The organism is Flavobacterium sp. TC780 (assembly GCF_056783245.1).
In genome coordinates this window covers 1-17,376 of sequence record NZ_JBXBAV010000001.1, presented here as the reverse complement: position 1 = coordinate 17,376, position 17,376 = coordinate 1, and the positions used below count along the sequence as shown (strand labels likewise).

At 31.9% G+C, this 17,376-nt stretch carries 9 protein-coding genes and 6 pseudogenes; 6 read left to right on the top strand and 9 right to left on the bottom strand.

The window, feature by feature from the left end; genetic code table 11:
- Positions 1-5: 5 nt before the first annotated feature.
- The 3 genes and pseudogenes from AC1RYN_RS00075 to AC1RYN_RS00065 form a co-directional block, all read right to left on the bottom strand.
- The gene (locus AC1RYN_RS00075) at positions 6-719 is read right to left on the bottom strand and encodes a CDP-alcohol phosphatidyltransferase family protein (protein ID WP_481805339.1); all 714 of its coding nucleotides are present in this window, start codon (positions 717-719) and stop codon (positions 6-8) included.
- A 67-nt stretch (positions 720-786) separates the two neighbouring features.
- A pseudogene (locus AC1RYN_RS00070) lies at positions 787-1,751 on the bottom strand (COX15/CtaA family protein).
- Positions 1,752-1,946: 195 nt separating this feature from the next.
- Positions 1,947-3,366: pseudogene (locus AC1RYN_RS00065) on the bottom strand (CCA tRNA nucleotidyltransferase).
- 318 nt (positions 3,367-3,684) lie between these two features.
- Here AC1RYN_RS00065 and yaaA point away from each other — a divergent pair.
- A pseudogene (gene yaaA / locus AC1RYN_RS00060) lies at positions 3,685-4,444 on the top strand (peroxide stress protein YaaA).
- Positions 4,445-4,524: 80 nt separating this feature from the next.
- Here the strand turns inward: yaaA and AC1RYN_RS00055 are convergent.
- From AC1RYN_RS00055 to AC1RYN_RS00040, 4 genes and pseudogenes are all read right to left on the bottom strand, one after another.
- Positions 4,525-6,410: pseudogene (locus AC1RYN_RS00055) on the bottom strand (M1 family metallopeptidase).
- 237 nt (positions 6,411-6,647) lie between these two features.
- Entirely contained in the window at positions 6,648-7,259 is a 612-nt protein-coding gene (locus AC1RYN_RS00050; protein WP_481805338.1) for a hypothetical protein, read from the bottom strand.
- Between the two features lie 134 nt (positions 7,260-7,393).
- Positions 7,394-8,974, bottom strand: coding sequence for an NADP-dependent glyceraldehyde-3-phosphate dehydrogenase (locus AC1RYN_RS00045; protein WP_481805337.1), 1,581 nt, complete (start codon positions 8,972-8,974; stop codon positions 7,394-7,396).
- A 70-nt stretch (positions 8,975-9,044) separates the two neighbouring features.
- Entirely contained in the window at positions 9,045-9,356 is a 312-nt protein-coding gene (locus AC1RYN_RS00040) for a rhodanese-like domain-containing protein (protein WP_129539409.1), read from the bottom strand.
- Positions 9,357-9,830: 474 nt separating this feature from the next.
- Between AC1RYN_RS00040 and AC1RYN_RS00035 the strand changes: the two genes are divergently transcribed.
- From AC1RYN_RS00035 to AC1RYN_RS00020, 4 genes are all read left to right on the top strand, one after another.
- Positions 9,831-10,457 (top strand): Crp/Fnr family transcriptional regulator, encoded by a 627-nt coding sequence (locus tag AC1RYN_RS00035; RefSeq protein ID WP_481805336.1) that lies wholly within the window; start codon positions 9,831-9,833, stop codon positions 10,455-10,457.
- A 265-nt stretch (positions 10,458-10,722) separates the two neighbouring features.
- Positions 10,723-11,538 (top strand): sulfite exporter TauE/SafE family protein, encoded by an 816-nt coding sequence (locus AC1RYN_RS00030; protein WP_481805335.1) that lies wholly within the window; start codon positions 10,723-10,725, stop codon positions 11,536-11,538.
- Between the two features lie 47 nt (positions 11,539-11,585).
- A complete protein-coding gene (locus AC1RYN_RS00025) occupies positions 11,586-11,852 on the top strand; it encodes a hypothetical protein (RefSeq protein WP_481805334.1) in 267 nt (88 codons plus the stop codon).
- Between the two features lie 10 nt (positions 11,853-11,862).
- Positions 11,863-12,744, top strand: a complete 882-nt coding sequence (locus AC1RYN_RS00020; protein WP_481805333.1) for an SMI1/KNR4 family protein — start codon at positions 11,863-11,865, stop codon at positions 12,742-12,744.
- Positions 12,745-12,843: 99 nt separating this feature from the next.
- On the opposite strand, the gene cydB is transcribed toward AC1RYN_RS00020, so the two are convergent.
- Together cydB and AC1RYN_RS00010 are read right to left on the bottom strand one after the other, a co-directional pair.
- Positions 12,844-13,920 (bottom strand): cytochrome d ubiquinol oxidase subunit II, encoded by a 1,077-nt coding sequence (gene cydB, locus AC1RYN_RS00015; RefSeq protein ID WP_481805332.1) that lies wholly within the window; start codon positions 13,918-13,920, stop codon positions 12,844-12,846.
- Positions 13,921-13,922: 2 nt separating this feature from the next.
- A pseudogene (locus tag AC1RYN_RS00010) lies at positions 13,923-15,260 on the bottom strand (cytochrome ubiquinol oxidase subunit I).
- Positions 15,261-15,769: 509 nt separating this feature from the next.
- On the opposite strand from AC1RYN_RS00010, the pseudogene AC1RYN_RS00005 reads away from it, so the two are divergent.
- Positions 15,770-17,322, top strand: a pseudogene (locus tag AC1RYN_RS00005) (MBL fold metallo-hydrolase).
- Positions 17,323-17,376: the final 54 nt, after the last annotated feature.

The window sequence follows — 17,376 nt, the reverse complement described above, 5'->3', positions numbered from 1 at the left end:
TTATGTTAACATTTGAACTTCATAGTATTGCTAAGGTTAATACATGCTCCTGTTGTTAGGGAGGCAGCACCTAACCCTAAACCGTATAAAGAAACGAAGGTCATAAACCAATTCGGAAACGTTTTAACCTTATACGCATCATTATCAAGTGTGTGGATTATTTTATCAAAAATCCCATATACGATAATATAGACCTGATGCAAGATAATAACTGATTTTTGATTTTCTCCTGGTAAAGCTTTAGGAATTTTATCTTCAAAGATCTTACTTGTTGTATCTCCTCCTATTGATTTATTCCGCAGAATCACATAATAATAATTGTATAATGTACCTTGTAACTGTATACATAGAAAGGCGAGGATTGTAATAGGCAGAGTTGTATTAGAAACATAACAGATACTTATTAAGAACAAGAAATTCAAAATAATATCAAATATGCTATCAAGGTATCTTCCCGTATATGACGGTGTATTTTTTATACGTGCCAATTCTCCATCGGCAGCATCAATAATAGATTTTAATATTATAAAAAAACCTGCCCAATAAAAATACTTTTCAGGATACAATAAATCGCAACTAACCCCGAAATTCCAAAAAGCAAGGTTACATCTTATAGGTGTAAATCGTGTATTTTGTAACTTTTTTGCAAAAAACCTTCCAAAAGGTCTTCCATAATCTGACAAATCATAAAATTTATCTTGTGCAGCAAGTTTAGACATCCATGTTTTTGTAAACAAAAAAGTTACGACAATATAGTCAGTGTAATTTACAAATAAAAATTATTATTTATTTACTTAATCTATGTAATGTGTATGTCATTGCACTTAAAAGGAAAAATGCCATTATTTGATGAATCAAACCTAACGCAAGTGGTACATGATATAAAAGTGTAAAAATGCCTAAAATAAATTGCAAAAACACAAAAACAACTAATATTTTAATCCCTGTAGATTGCGTCTTGTTAAGAGCAAATTGTGTGCTTTTAAAGTATAAAAAGAGTATAATAGCAACAACTACATAAGCAAAAGTTCGGTGTACAAACTGCACTCCACTTTTACCTTCTATTAAATTTTTAATAAGTGTTGGTTGCTCAATGAAAACGGAGTCATGAATAAATTCTCCATCGCTCATTAATGGCCAATGATTGTGAATTAATCCTGCATTTAATCCCGCTACAAATCCTCCATAAATTATTTGTATCAAAAGAAAAATCAAAGCTATCCTAGCAATGTTACGAAGAGTGACATTAATGGTAATTCTATTTCTTTCAGGATAAATTAAATCCAGCGCCACCCATAATGTGTAAGCAAAAGTTACAAAAGCAAAAGTTAAATGCAGTGAAAGCCTGAAATGACTTACATCTGGATTATCAATTAAGCCACTTCGTACCATAAACCATCCTAAGAAACCTTGAAAACGCCCATTGCCAGAAGAACAATGCATTTTTTTATTGTAGAACTGTCTAATTTCTTCTTGATTAAAAAATAAACAAAAGGAATAAAGAAAACCAGTCCAATGATACGCCCGATGAAACGGTGAAACCATTCCCAGAAATAAATCATTTTATAATCTGAAAGCTGAAAATCATTATGAATATTTATCTTTTGATATTCTGGAAACTTTTTATATTGCTCAAAAGCCTCATTCCACTTTGCCTCACTCATAGGCGGAAAAGTATCTGTTACCAAGTGCCAATCGGTCATTGATAATCCTGAATTTGTTAATCGGGTAATCCCTCCTACAACAACCATTAAAAACAATAAAAAACATCCTGACAAAAGCCAAATGATTACTGATTTATTTTCTCTTTTCATTTTTTTCTAGATGCAAAATTGCAAAGCCGCAAAGTTACAGAGTCTCTATTTTGGGTTAATAAATAAACTTTAAAAGTTCGCTACTATATTTTTTACACATCAGCCTTTAGCCTTTGCAACTTAGAACCTCATTTACTTTGAAACTTTTTTCAGTCCCAACTTTTCTCCTTTTTTCAGCATAAATTCATACGCTGCTTCATATTCATTTGGGAATTTCTCCTTCAAGGATAGCTTCTTTTATAGCTTCTTTTAGCATTCCGATTTCTTTAGATGGCTTTAAATTATAGATTTCCATAATCTATCCCAAAATTGGTGGTTGAAATTTGAACATGATCTCGTTCTTCAACCTCAACGATTTTCCTTCGTACAATTTCAAAATTTTTATGGTATTTTTTGAATTTACCCAGGATTTTTGGTTGTAATATCTGCTTCACATAAAGTCATTAAATTCTCTACATCTTCACCGGCATCAAAAAACTAAACGACGAACAGCACTATCTGTCACAATATCTTGTGATAACACAATTGGTCGTGAACTCATGATAACCATCTTTTGCACAAACTTCATTTTGTTATTCAATGGCATATGCAAACGCTCAAATATCTTTTTGACCATTTTTCCACCTAAAAACTCATGTCCGTGAAATGTCCAGCCTTGTTTTTTGTTAAAACGTTTCGTTGGTGCTTTTCCAATATCATGCAATAAAGCCGACCAACGCAACCAAACATCATCGGTATTTGGGCAAATATTATCGACAACCTCTAGTGAATGATAAAAGTTATTCTTATGTGTGTGCCCTTCTATTTCTTCTACTTGATTCAAAGCTGTTAATTCAGGCAAAATAATATCTAGAAGCCCTGTTTGAAACAATAATAAAAAACCAATTGAAGGTTTATCTGTAGAAAGAATTTTATTTAATTCATCGACAATTCGCTCACCCGAAATGATATTGATTCGCTCCGCATTTTTAGTAATTGATTTCAATGAATTTTCTTCAATTTCAAATCCTAGTTGATTTGCGAATCGAATAGCACGCAACATACGTAATGGATCATCAGAAAAAGTAATATCTGGATCCAAAGGAGTTTTAATGATTTTATTTTCTAAATCGGTTAATCCATCAAAAGGATCTGATAAATCTCCGAAAGTATCATTATTCAAAGATAATGCTAATGCATTTATAGTCAAATCACAACGGTTTTGGTCGTCCTGAAGCGTCCCCGTTCTCTACAACAGGATTACGACTTTCAAAATGATAGGACTCCTTTCGTGCTCCAACAAATTCAATTTCGGTATCTTCAAAACGCAACATTGCTGTTCCGTATGTTTTAAAAACCTGCACTTTTGGTTGTTTTGGTAATAATTCTGAAACTTTTAATGCCAATTCTATTCCACTTCCTACAGCAACTACATCAATGTCTTTTTTGGAATCCCGATTTAAAAGCAAGTCTCTTACAAACCCTCCAATTACGTAACTTTCTACATTAAGTTCTTGAGAAGCTTGCGAAATAATTTCGAAAATTTTATTTTGCAAGCCCCTTTATAATTTATTTTTTTAGCCACGAATTCTCTAATTTTTATAAAATAACAGTAAAATAATATATAGATAATTTTACCATGCGCAAATTTACAACATACTATACGCCTTTTATAATCTAAAGCACACTTTTTTTGTTTTTTAGCATTTCCAGCTATATAATTTCATTAAAACTAATTTTTATAAAAAAAAACAGATATAAATAAAATTGTTTCTACCTGTTTTATATTCATTGATATAATAGATCTATATTAGTATCAAACAAATCAATCCATATCCATTATTTTTTTGATTTCTATTTGTACTTTTGATATTGTACAAAAAAGTAGAAAATGAAAATTGTTATATCGCCTGCAAAGTCTTTAAATTTCGAAAAAGAATTACCAACTTCTCAATATACTGAAGCTAGCTTACTAAAAGAAGCCAGACAAGTTCATAAAGTTTTAAAACAAAAAAAACCTTCCGAATTATCTGAATTAATGCATATTTCAGATAAATTGGCTCAACTAAACTGGGAACGTAATCAGGAATGGAAAACTCCTTTTTACTCCCGAAAATGCCCGCCCAGCAATATTTACTTTTTATGGTGATGTATATACTGGCTTAGATGCTTATACAATTCCTGTAGAAAAACTAGATGTTCTACAAGATAAACTACGCATATTATCTGGCTTATATGGCATTTTAAAGCCATTGGATTTAATTCAGGCTTACCGATTAGAAATGGGAACAAAATTACCTATTGGCGAAGCAAAAAATCTATATGAATATTGGAAAGAAACTGTTACAAAAACTTTAAATAAAGAACTTAAAAAAGAGGAGCTATTTGTAAACCTTGCAAGTAATGAATATTTCTCAGCTGTAGATGTTAAAGCCCTAAAAGTTCCTGTAATTACTCCCGACTTTAAAGATTACAAAGATGGAAAGCTTAAAATAATTAGTTTCTTCGCTAAGAAAGCAAGAGGAATGATGGTACGTTACATTATAGATACCAATGCCGAAACTATTGATGATTTAAAAGGTTTTAACTATGAAGGATATCATTTTGATGCAAATCTTTCAAAAGGCAATCATTTGGTTTTTACACGATAAAAATAAAGCCTATTATAAAACAAAAACCGTCTCTTTCTTTATAGAATCAGACGGTTTTTATTTATATAAATCTAAAATTATTATTTAGCTATCCAGGTATTATTGCTTGGTGTTGCATCTACAAAAATCCCTCCATCGACAGTAATCGATTTGATTTTTTTAGCGGCATTAAAAGTAACCTTAGCATTTTTTTGGTTAGTTTCCCATATTGCAGGTGTTTGGTGCAATGTCTCATTTGTATTATCTGTATAAACAACATTTAAATCAAAAGGAATTGCAAATCCGCCTTTATTCTTAATCGTTACAATAGTTTTCTTGGCTTTAGTATCTACTTTATCTAAAACAATATCAATATAGTTATTCGTAAAAAACCAATTAGTAAAAAACCAATTTAAATTTTTCCCAGAAGCACTATTAAATGAATTAAAATAATCCCACGGAATTGGGTGTTTACCGTTCCAATTATCCATATAAGCATGTAATGATTTTTTGAAAAGATCGTCACCAAGTAAATCTTTTAAAGCCAAATAAGACAATGATGATTTACTATAGGAATTATTGCTATATCCAACACCTGAAACTTGTGTTGACATTGATATTATTGGCTGATCTTGTTCTGCAGATGGATCATTGATGTATTTATTTACTCTAAATTTTTTATAAAACTCATCTGCAGCTTCTTTGCCTCGTTGCGATATACCTATTAAATATTCGAATGTAGTAGCCCAACCTTCATCCATAAATGCATAACGCGTTTCGTTTGTCCCCATATAAAAAGGGAAATAAGAATGTGCTACTTCATGATCCTGAACCAATTGTGCAAAAATGGGATCTCCCATTTGAGAGTCATTACACATCATTGGGTATTCCATATCAGCAAAACCTTGAAAGGCAGTCATTTTAGAAAATGGATAAGGGATTAGCTGGCCAATTATTCGAAAACCAATCTAATGCATATCTGTTATTTTTTACAGAAACAACAAAATCAGTTCCTTTTATATCATAAGCAGCCTGAACACTTGCACGGCGATTTGTTTTATTATCTACAACAACACTACTTGCATCCCATAAATAATGATCGCTTAATCCAAAACAAACATCTGAAATGTTTTTAGCTTCAAATTTCCAAATATTCCAATCGTTCTGTTTGGTAACCAGACCACTTTTCATCTCTTGTTCATTTGCTATATGCAAAATAGTATCTGTAATATAGGATTGTTTTAATCGCGCTGAAAATTCCGGTTGTAAAACCTCATCTGGATTCAATAAATCTCCTGTTCCATAAACCACATAATTTTTAGGTGCCTTTACAGAATATACATAATCATTGAAATCATTATAAAATTCTTGACGGTCTGTATGCGGCAACATATCCCATCCATTATAATCATCTAAAACTGTAACACGAGGATAGCTATAAGCTACAAAGAATGTTGTATTATCTATTTGTCCTTCCCTTCCACTTTCTTTAGATAAAGGATAATTCCAATCGATATTAATCGTGATTTTAGAATGAGGAAGCATCGGTTTATTCATTTGAACACTCTCTACTGTTCCCCAGCTTCTTCCATCTTCTTTATACGTTTCACCTTCGATTATTAGCGATGTAATTGTTAATCCATTACTCAAAAAATCATCACTAACACTTCCACTTCTTGGTGAAGACGGTTTATGAAGATTATTTACAAACCGAATAGGTAAATGTTTTAATGTATCGTTGCTATTATTTTCATAAATAATAGTTTCTGTTCCGCTTACGATTTTAGTATCTGGATTTACTATTAAATCTATTGTATATTTACCATGATTCTGCCAATATTTTTTTCAGGTTTCCCCGTCCATTGAGCGAGTTTCCATTTTTGTACGCTTCTTTAATATTTCTTGGCATATACAATTCCTGCGCAAAACTATATTGCGCTAAGCATACAAATGCAAATAATAACAATTGGGGTATTCTTCTTTTCATAATTGGTAATTGGTTTTGAATAATTATAAATCGTATTCCTAAAATATTAGTTTTAAATGTTATTGCATTGTTACAATTATTTTTCAAATTTATCCTATTATATTTTCATCAAAATAAATATTTTGAAATTAGATCAACAGAAATACTTTCTAAATTAAACAAAAAACCGCCTTATTCCAAGAGGGGTAAAACGGTTTTAAATAGACTTAAATTTTATACTATTGAATCCCTTCCATTCTAATTGATTCGTTCGTAATATATTTCTTCATTATTTAAATCAATTTTGGTTTTGCCTGTAGCAGTTACTTTACCAGTATTAATAGCTCGAAGATTTTTTAAATCTTCATCTAGACAATAACTCCATAATCGCATATCCGAAGTCAAAACTTCTGTTACATGGTTATTTTTTTCAAAAGAATCATAAAAAACAATCGCTTCACTTTTAATCAGTTTCATTTCTTTCGTACTATTATTTTGCAAATAATACGAGATTTTATCTGAATCAATAATCATCAACTCATTTTCAATCTTATCCCTCTTTAAATTCCTCTGTGACCAACTCGGAATATTCCCGTTCATTTTCCATGTTCCAACCAATTTATCGATTAGTTTTTTTCTGATAACTGGTTTTAATGAATCAAATTTATTTTTAGAAATTTTTCCTAATTCAGAATCTGGTTTTATTTTATAAGCAAATAAAAATAAGTCTGCTGCTACATCAAATTCATTTTTATTAAAGTAAGAAATAGCCGAATCGTATTTATTCTTTTGGAGCCACATTTTTTGATCTGACTGTGACCAAGATTGTACTGAAAATAAAGAAACAAAAATTAATGTAATTTTTTTCATATTTTTTTGTAATTAGATAAATTATTTTGAAACAAAAATACTACAAATAAACAAAATCTCTTTATATAATAAGAACAAAAAAACCGCCTTATTCCAAAAGGACTAAGACGGCTTTAAACATTAAAAAATAGCTACTACAAGATATAATCGGTATTTATAAAATTCGATTCTTTACTATTTAATAATTCTTGCAAAATGGCATTATTGTAATCATTATCTTTTGATGCTACGAAGGTTCTAATAGAGAACGAACGCAATGCATCGTGAATACTTAAGGTTCCTACAGCCGAATCTTTACGGCCTGTAAATGGGAAAACATCTGGTCCTCTTTGGCAAGAACTATTCAGGTTTACTCTGCACACTAAATTTACCAATGTATCAATAAGTGGTGCAATAGTTTTGATGTCTTTACCAAATAAACTTACTTGTTGTCCATAATTAGACTCAGCCATATCGTTTAAAGGTTCTTGAATATCCTTAAAAGTTAAGATTGGCACAACTGGTCCAAATTGTTCTTCGTGATATACACGCATTTTTTTATTTATAGGAAATAAAACGGCAGGGAATATATAATTCTCTGTATGCAATCCTCCTTTTTCATTAATTATTTTTGCTCCCTTATGTGTTGCGTCATGAATTAATTCCTGTATATAATGTGGTTTTTCTGGCTCTGGAAGTGGCGTTAGTGAAACCGATTTATCCCACGGATTCCCAAAAACCAAAGCATCTACTTTTGCTGAAAAGCGTTTATTAAATTCTTCAGCTATAGATTCGTGTACATATAAAATCTTCAAGGCTGTACAACGTTGTCCGTTAAACGACAATGTTCCTGTTATACATTCCTGTATAGCCAAATCTAAATCGGCATCTGGTAAAATTATTGCAGGATTTTTTGCTTCCAATCCTAACACTAAACGTAGTCTGTTTTTATTCGGATGCTGATCTTGCAAAGCAATAGCCGATTTACTATTTCCGATTAAAGCCAAAATATCGACTTTCCCAGATTTCATAATTGGCGATGCTACCTCTCTGCCTCTACCATATACAATATTGATTACCCCTTTTGGAAAGCTGCTTCTAAAAGCTTCTAATAAAGGAGACAACAATAAAACACCATGCTTTGCTGGTTTAAAGATTACAGGATTCCCCATAATCAATGCGGGAATAAGTAATGAAAATGTTTCATTCAGTGGATAATTATAAGGGCCAAGACACAATACAACTCCTAGTGGTCCTCTTCGTACCATGGCATTTATACCTTGTACTTTAGAGAAACTTGCTCCTCTTGTATTTAACTCTTTATAACTTTCGATTGTATCATAAATATACTCTACTGTTCTATCAAATTCTTTCTCAGAATCTCCTAATGATTTTCCGATTTCCCACATCAATAATTTTACAACTTCGGCGCGGGTAGTTTTCATTTGAGAAACAAAATTCTCCATACATTTTATTCGATCCACAACTTTCATTGTAGGCCATAAACCTTGTCCTTTGTTGTAAGCCGTAGTTGCTGACTCAACCACTTCCATAGCTTCTGTTTCTCCCATAAAAGGAATAGATCCCAATAAAGTTGGTGTATATTTTTCGGTAGAAGAAATTGTAGAAAATACAGGTGTGGTTTGTCCTGTCCATTTTTTTAATTCTCCATTTACAAGATAGGTATCCTGTACCAACGGAGTATTTATTTGGTATTCCTCTGGTATAAAATTCATTATTTGGTTATTTTAGTTTTTGGTTATTAGTTTTTATAAAACAAAAAAGAGGCACGCGCCTCTTTTTTGTTTATGGTGTTACAGTATCTCCTTCCCAGGCCAGTATTCCTCCTAATAAATTGTAGGCGTTATCAAACCCCATCTCATTCATTATTTGGCATGCTTTAGCACTTCTGGCTCCAGAACGGCAATACACATAATAGTTTTTATTTTTATCTAATTCTTCTAGCTCATATATAAAAGCCTGTCCTTTATTGATATCAATATTAAGAGCATTTTCTATATAGCCATCATTATATTCGTCTTCAGTTCTTACATCAAGTATAACTGCATTTTCGTCAGCTTCAAACTGAGCTACCCAATCTTCTTGTGATAAATTCATGATATCGTATTTTTAGGTAAAATTACAACGTTTTTAGCAAACAAGAAACCCTGTATTTGCAAATTATATTATAATTCATAGAAAACGTTTTAGCAAACATATAATAATCAATGAATTCTAGCTTCTACAAATTATTTTTTAAAATATAGTCTACAAAACCCATAGAAAATAGGATATTATTATTTGCGCAAATTGGCTGTTAAACATAATCTTCATCTAATTAATACCATAATAATCGGCTATATTTGTAATAAATTATAGTTTTAAAAGTCAATTTAATAAAAAAATACAAATCAAGTTTCATAAATCAAAACAAATTAATTAGTGAAATTTGTGGCAAAAAAAATAAATTTCAATATATAGAGTTTTTAAAATTTCACCATTAAGAGGTTAAGCTTCATTAAGCAGTAGTCTTAATTTTTCTTAATATCTTAATGGTAAAAAACTCTTCTTAGTGTTTAAAAAATCAACTCAATGCAAAACCCTTTAAAAAATATTTTTCCAAATTTCTCTAATGAATTAATTTCAGCTATCGAAAGCAATGCTACTATACAGGATTCAGAAGCTGGAACAATATTAATGCGAACTGGGCAATACATAAAAAATACCGTTCTAATAACTAAAGGCAAAATCAAAATATATCGTGAAGGCGAAGATGGCGGTGAGTTTTTTATGTACTACTTACAGCCAGGACAGGCTTGTGCTATATCGATGATTTGCGCCACTAAGAGCGAAAAAAGCCAAATTATGGCTAAAGTAGTCGAAGATGTTTCAGTAGTCATGATTCCACTAAACTTAATGGATAAATGGATGATGGAACACCGCAGCTGGTACGAGTTTGTAATAGAAACATACAGAAACCGATTTGAAGAAGTTCTAGAAGTTGTAGATAGTATCGCTTTTCGATCCATGGATGAACGCTTAGAATTTTATCTCAAGCGCCATAAAGATGCTTGTGGCTGTTCCGAATTAAAAGCATCTCATCAGGAAATTGCTACTGAACTCAATACATCAAGAGAAGTAATTTCACGCTTATTAAAAAAAATGGAACAACGCGGTTTGGTAAAACTTAATCAAAACCAAATTGAACTTTTAAAATAAATTTATTTGCCACAGATTAAAAGATTTTCAATGATTATTTTTTTAGCAAAAATGAGCTCGCTAAATCTAAATTAGCTCAATTAAAAGCTATAGTAGATTCAAATAAAAAGAAGTTTTTTGTCTTTGCCCCATCTCTTGCGAAATCAAACAACAAAAATCCATTTTATCTGTGAAATCTGTGGATAAAATAATAAAACTTCTTATGTGATAAATGTTACTGTGCCTTACGTTTTAAGAAACAACCTTTGTATCAAAACAAAAATCAATGGAATATTTAGGTTATTTTGCTTCAATTATCATAGGAATATCATTAGGCTTAATTGGCGGTGGAGGATCTATACTTACAATTCCAATTTTAGTTTATTTGTTTAAGATAAATCCAGGGCAAGCAACTACATATTCTTTATTTATTGTTGGTTTAACAGCTTTATTTGGGAGTTACAGCCATTATAAAATGGGGAATCTCAAACTAAAATCAGCACTTTATTTTGCTGTTCCATCGGTTATTTCCATATTGATTATACGAGAAGTAATTTTCCCTCAAATAGCAGCAACATTATTTTCTATTGCTTCCTATACTGTTTCTAAGGATTTTTTAATCATGCTGATTTTTTCAATATTAATGATAACAGCAGCCATCTCGATGATCCGAAAAAACAAACCAGAACTAAAAACGACTACAACAAATTATACCCAACTAAGTATAATTGGATTTATAGTTGGAATTGTAACTGGTTTTCTTGGTGCTGGCGGAGGTTTTTTGATCATTCCTGCCTTAATATTCTTTGCTAATCTACCGATGAAGCAAGCCGTAGGAACTTCACTGCTTATTATTTTCATAAATTCTTCTATTGGTTTTGGAGGAGATTTATATATCGGAACTCCCGTAGATTATACCTTCCTATTAGAAATCTCAGGTATTGCACTTTTAGGGATGCTCATAGGAACACAACTTTCTAAAAGAATTGACGGCACGAAATTAAAACCAATGTTTGGCTGGTTTGTACTTGTTATGGGATTTTATATTATTACAAAAGAAGTTTTCTTTTTAAAAAGAAGTCCCAAGCCGATAGTTTTTTAGTTTTACTTGTTGAGTAATCTTAGTCAAAGTTTAAAACTTTGACTAAGATGAAAAACGTTTTTTTAAGGCTATGTTTAGAAGTGTATCTAAAAAAATCATTGAATAAAAATGAGGTTAAGGAAACTTTTTTCAGTACATTTAACTTGATACTGATATTACGAATCAACCTTATGGCTAAAACAATCGAACAATTTGAAGAAAGTTTATTTACAGAAAATGATGGAAGTAAACTTTCTAATATAAAAGACAAACTAATAAAAAGCTTCTCCTCTACTGATAGAGAAAGTCATCGAAATTCTTATCCAATATTCTAAAAATGGCAAAATGCTACATTGGAGGAATTTCTTATTGACTGATATTATTGATCTTGTAGAAAAAGATGAAACAAATTATATTGACTTCTTTGAATTTACAATTACAAAACCCGAACTCACTTATTGGGGAATCGATGGACTTATAAAAACAAAAGGACCAAAAGCATATAAATCACTCATTGAGTTAGTTCAAAACGGAAGCTTACCAACAGAAGTTCGCGCAAAAGCCATCAAAAGTATTGCCACACACAGCAAACAGCCTTTTGACCGTGATTTACCACAAGATCCAGGTTATTGGAAAATTGAAAACTTCAGGATTGATGAATTATTAGATTGGCAAAGCAAAGAATACAGACAAGGCTCAGGCTATAAAGAACCAAGATTTCATCCGTCGCTAAAAAATCCAAAAACAGAGTTAGAAAAAGCAGTTTCTAAGCTAGATGCCAAATTAGAAATAGAAAGAAGTAAGCAGCAAGATTTATCAAATCCTTCAGATTGGCTTGCTATTGCTGACGAAAGCAAAATTTCAGCCATAGAACAAAAATGGAAACTACCCGAAAATTATCTGTTATTTCTTAAAAACTATTCTCCAATCAACGTGTTTATTGATGATGAAAAATTCTTTCAAGGATTGAATTTATATGGCGCAGAAGATTTAATCAAATCCCAAAATGGCTATTCATTTAACTCAATGACATCAGAAGTCCTTACTGATTGGCCTTCGAATTATATTGTAATTGCTGACGCTGGTGCTGACCCATATTGCATTGACATCGCAGCTATCACAAACAACGACGCACCAATTTACACCAGTATGCACGGAAATGGAAAATGGGAATTCGAAAAATACTCAAATTCATTCGTTAATTTTTTAAAAGACATCGTAAAATAATCTCTTAAATCCTTTAATCTGTTGCAATAAAACAAATAGCCACCGATTAAAACCGATGGCTATTTAAATCAATTCGTTAATATTCGTGGCTAAAAACCCTTAATGCTCTCCATACCCAATATCGTCCATTTTACCACTGAATACTTTATATTGAATTACAAAATATACAATTACCAAAGCCAAAGCGATAAAAAACCAACTCATTCCTACTGATAACCCATATTCATGAGCTGCTGCATTGTAAATCGTTAAGGAAGGATTGACATTATTTGTTGACGGTAATACATTTGGAAAAATTGAAACTGCCGTTGAAGCAAAACCTCCAACAAGAAATAAAGTCGAGAATACAAATCCAGATCCGTCTTTTTTATAGGAGCGTACTTTAAACAAACCGATAATCCCAATAAAGGTAATTAATGGGAATATCCATAAAATTGGCGTTTCGATAAAATTATGAAATGGTTTTGGCTCAATAAAATGCCAGATTTGCAAGGATATAAATACCAAAATCAGCAATACGATATTAAGTTTAAAAACTACATTTTTAAGTTTTTCATTTAATGAAGAATTGGTTTTAAAGATAATCCAGTTTGCTCCATGAATAGTAAGAGCTACTACACTCACAATCCCCAGAAACAACGTAAACCAATCGATAATCCCTAATTCATTCGCTTGCGGACTAAAAGTAGGATTCCACAAAGGCAAAAAGAAAAAATGAGCTTCTTGAGTCGAAACTCCATTAACAACCATTCCTAAATTCACTCCACGAACTATATTTCCTAAAGCAATTCCGAAGAATAAAGCCAATAGTAAACTCGCAATTCCAAATGCTTTGTCCCAAATCACTTCCCACATTGGATGATGAATTTGCCCTCGCATTTCGAGTCCTATTGCTCTAAAAATAAGCAACCACAAAATCATAATCAATGGCAAATAAAACCCACTGAATGAAGAAGCATATAATATTGGAAAAGCAAAAAACAAAACTCCTCCAGCCGCAATAATCCATACTTCATTAGCATCCCAAAAAGGACCAATTGCATTTGTTATTGCTTTTTTATCTTTTTCTGTTTTCGCAAAAAATAAATGAATAATTCCTGCACCAAAATCATAGCCGTCTAATACAATATACACGGCTAGAATTCCCATTAAAACTACATACCAAAAAAATTCCATAATTATATTTTTTCTGTGTGAGGTCCTTTATTGATGATTTTTCCAACCAAAAGCAAAAACAACATGCCCAATAAAAGATACAATCCTATAAATCCTAACAATGTAAACAACGTATTCCCTGAAGAAACTGTTGGTGAACCACCTTCGGCAGTACGCAATAAATTATAAACCAACCAAGGCTGACGCCCTAATTCGGCTGTATACCATCCTGCAGTGTTAGCGATATATGGAAATGGAAGCATAAAAAGCAGTGACCATAAAATCCATTTGGTTTCGAATGATTTTCCTGCATAGCTGAAAAACAGCAAAAGCCATCAATCCAATAAATATCGTTCCTAATCCTACCATAATATGATAGGCATAATACAATCCAGAGATATTAGTTGGGTGAACACTTTCGTCAAACTGATCTAATCCTTTAATTTCTTCATGCCAGCTTCCGTATGTTATAGAGAAACTCAAGATATTTGGTACTGCTATTTTATTATCAAGTTTTTTATCTTTTACATCGGGCTGACCTATAAGAACAATTTCAGATCCTTTTTTCTCAGTATCAAAAATCCCTTCCATCGCGGCAAAAGTTACTGGCTTGAGATATTTTACAACATTTTTCGCTAATAAATCACCCGTTGGAACTGCTACAATTACACAAGAAATCAATCCGAAAATGACCCCGGTCTTAACGAATAACTTCCCGTAAGCAAGATACTTCTTTACTTAAAATATAAAAAGCACCAATTCCTGCAACAACAAATGAGCTCGTTACCATAGATGCAGCCTGATTATGCAAATAAGAAGGCCATAACCAAGGATTAAGAAATAAGGCTTTAAAATTGGTTAATACAAACCTTCCGTTTTCAAGAATTTCATATCCTACAGGGTTTTGCATCCAGGAATGTGTTGCAATAATTAAATAGCCACTTGCCCATGAACCAATACATATCAATAATCCGGTGACAAAATGCCATTTATGCCCAAGTAGTTTTTCTCCAAATAAAAATATTCCGAGAAATGATAATTCTAAGAAAAAAGAAAACATCCCTTCCATGGCGAGAGTCTGTCCTATAATTCCGCCAGTTAATTCCGAGAACTTAGCCCAATTGGTTCCAAACTGAAATTCCATTGGTATTCCCGTAACCACACCCATTGCAAAATTCAATGCAAAGATTCTCATCCAAAAATGAGTTGCGTGATTGTATTGTTCGTTATTTGTTCGAAGGTATTTTCCATTTAAAATATACAATGATTAATGAAAGTCCCATTGTAAGTTGCGGAAAGAGGTAGTGAAAGGTTATTGTAAATGCAAACTGCATTCGGTCATAAAAAAGCATTTCTTCCATACTAGCGTATATTATTTTATTATGAGGTTTCGCAAATTTACCTATTAAAACTAACATTTAATGTCATAAAAAAAACTTTATCGCCTTGTCTTTGTAAAAATTTTTAGCTACTTCAAAAATAGCCAAACAGTTAATTATTTTAAAAGCATGTAAGTGCTATAAGTTCATTCAAGCTTTACGCAAATTAGAATTTGAATTATATTTGGATATAATATTTAACACATAGAAACATAGCTTTTTTTAGCTAAAAGTAGACGCTTCACTTATTTACAATGCACATAGCTGTACTTATGTGAAAGAAATGTATTTCTTTTTGTATTCTTTCTTATAATAAATCCTATGTTTCTATGTGTTAGATAAAAATTCAATCAATTACACCCAACAAATATTTACTTATATAGCAAAATCTAAAACAAATTTTAGCTCAAAAAAAAATCTGTAACATTAGTCACTTATTTTCCAAAAAAACAAAGTTACCTTTGCTAAACATTATTTAAGAATACACAACAATGAAAATTGAACAAATTTATACTGGATGTTTAGCACAAGGAGCGTACTTACATTACCTGTAATGGAGAAGCTGCTATTATAGATCCGCTCAGAGAAATACAACCTTACTTAGATCGTTTAAATCGCGATCAGGTAAAACTAAAATACATTTTCGAAACTCATTTCCATGCCGATTTCGTTTCTGGACATGTCGATTTAAGCAAAGAAACTGGCGCACCTATTATTTATGGTCCAAATGCTGAATGTGGATACGATTGTGTTTCTGCAACCGACGGACAGAAATTAAACTAGGAAACATAACCATAAAAGCGTTACACACCCCTGGCCATACAATGGAGAGTACTTCCTATTTGTTAATAGATGAAAGTGGGAAAGATTATGCTCTTTTTTCTGGAGATACTTTATTTATAGGAGATGTAGGACGTCCTGATTTAGCTCAAAAAGCTGCTGGAATGACACAAGATCAATTGGCTGCCATATTTCCTATTTGTTAATAGATGAAAGTGGGAAAGATTATGCTCTTTTTCTGGAGATACTTTATTTATAGGAGATGTAGGACGTCCTGATTTAGCTCAAAAAGCTGCTGGAATGACACAAGATCAATTGGCTGCATATTATTAATCGCTACGAACAAAAATAATGACTTTGGCTGATGATGTTATCGTATATCCAGCTCATGGTGCAGGAAGTGCTTGTGGTAAAAACATGAGCAAAGAAACAGTATCGACTATTGGAAACCAAAAAGCAACCAATTATGCTTTACGTGCTAATATGACTGAAGCCGAATTTATCACTGAAGTAACTGATGGATTATTGCCTCCTCCTGCTTATTTTAGCATGAATGTAGCAATGAACAAAAGTGGCTACGAAAGTTTTGAATGTGTTTTACACAATGGAATGAAAGCTATAAAAGTAAATGAATTTCGAGGCTATAGCCAAAGAAACTGGTGCTTAAATTTTAGACACAAGAAATAGGTGTTTTTAGCAAAGGATTCATCCCACATTCAGTGAATATTGGTATTAATGGAGATTTTGCCCCTTGGGTAGGTACTTTAATTGCCGATGTAAAACAACCTATTATACTAGTAACCGAAATAGGATTAGAAGAAGAAACTGTGACTCGATTAAGCCCGCGTCAGGTTTCGATTTCGATTATCGCGTCAATGTTGAAGGTGGATTTAATGCATGGAAAAATGCAGGTTATGAAATTGATACTGTAAACAGAATTACTCCTGATCAATTTGCAAACGAATTCAAACCTGAAGAAAATAAAGTAATCGACATTCGTAAAGAAACAGAATACAGTGCCGAACATATAGACGATGCTTACAACAAACCATTGGCTTATATTAATGACTGGGTAAAAGATATCGATCCAAAAGAACATTTTTATTTGCATTGTGCTGGTGGGTACAGAAGTATGATAGCCGCATCGATATTACAAGCACGCGGATTTAGAAACTTCACCGAAATTGAAGGTGGTTTTAATGCTATCGCAAAAACTACAATTCCAAAATCAGATTTCGTTTGTCAAAGTAAGATTTTAAAATAAATAAGGTGCTGCCTCCCTAACAACAGGAGCATGTATTAACCTTAGCAATACGTT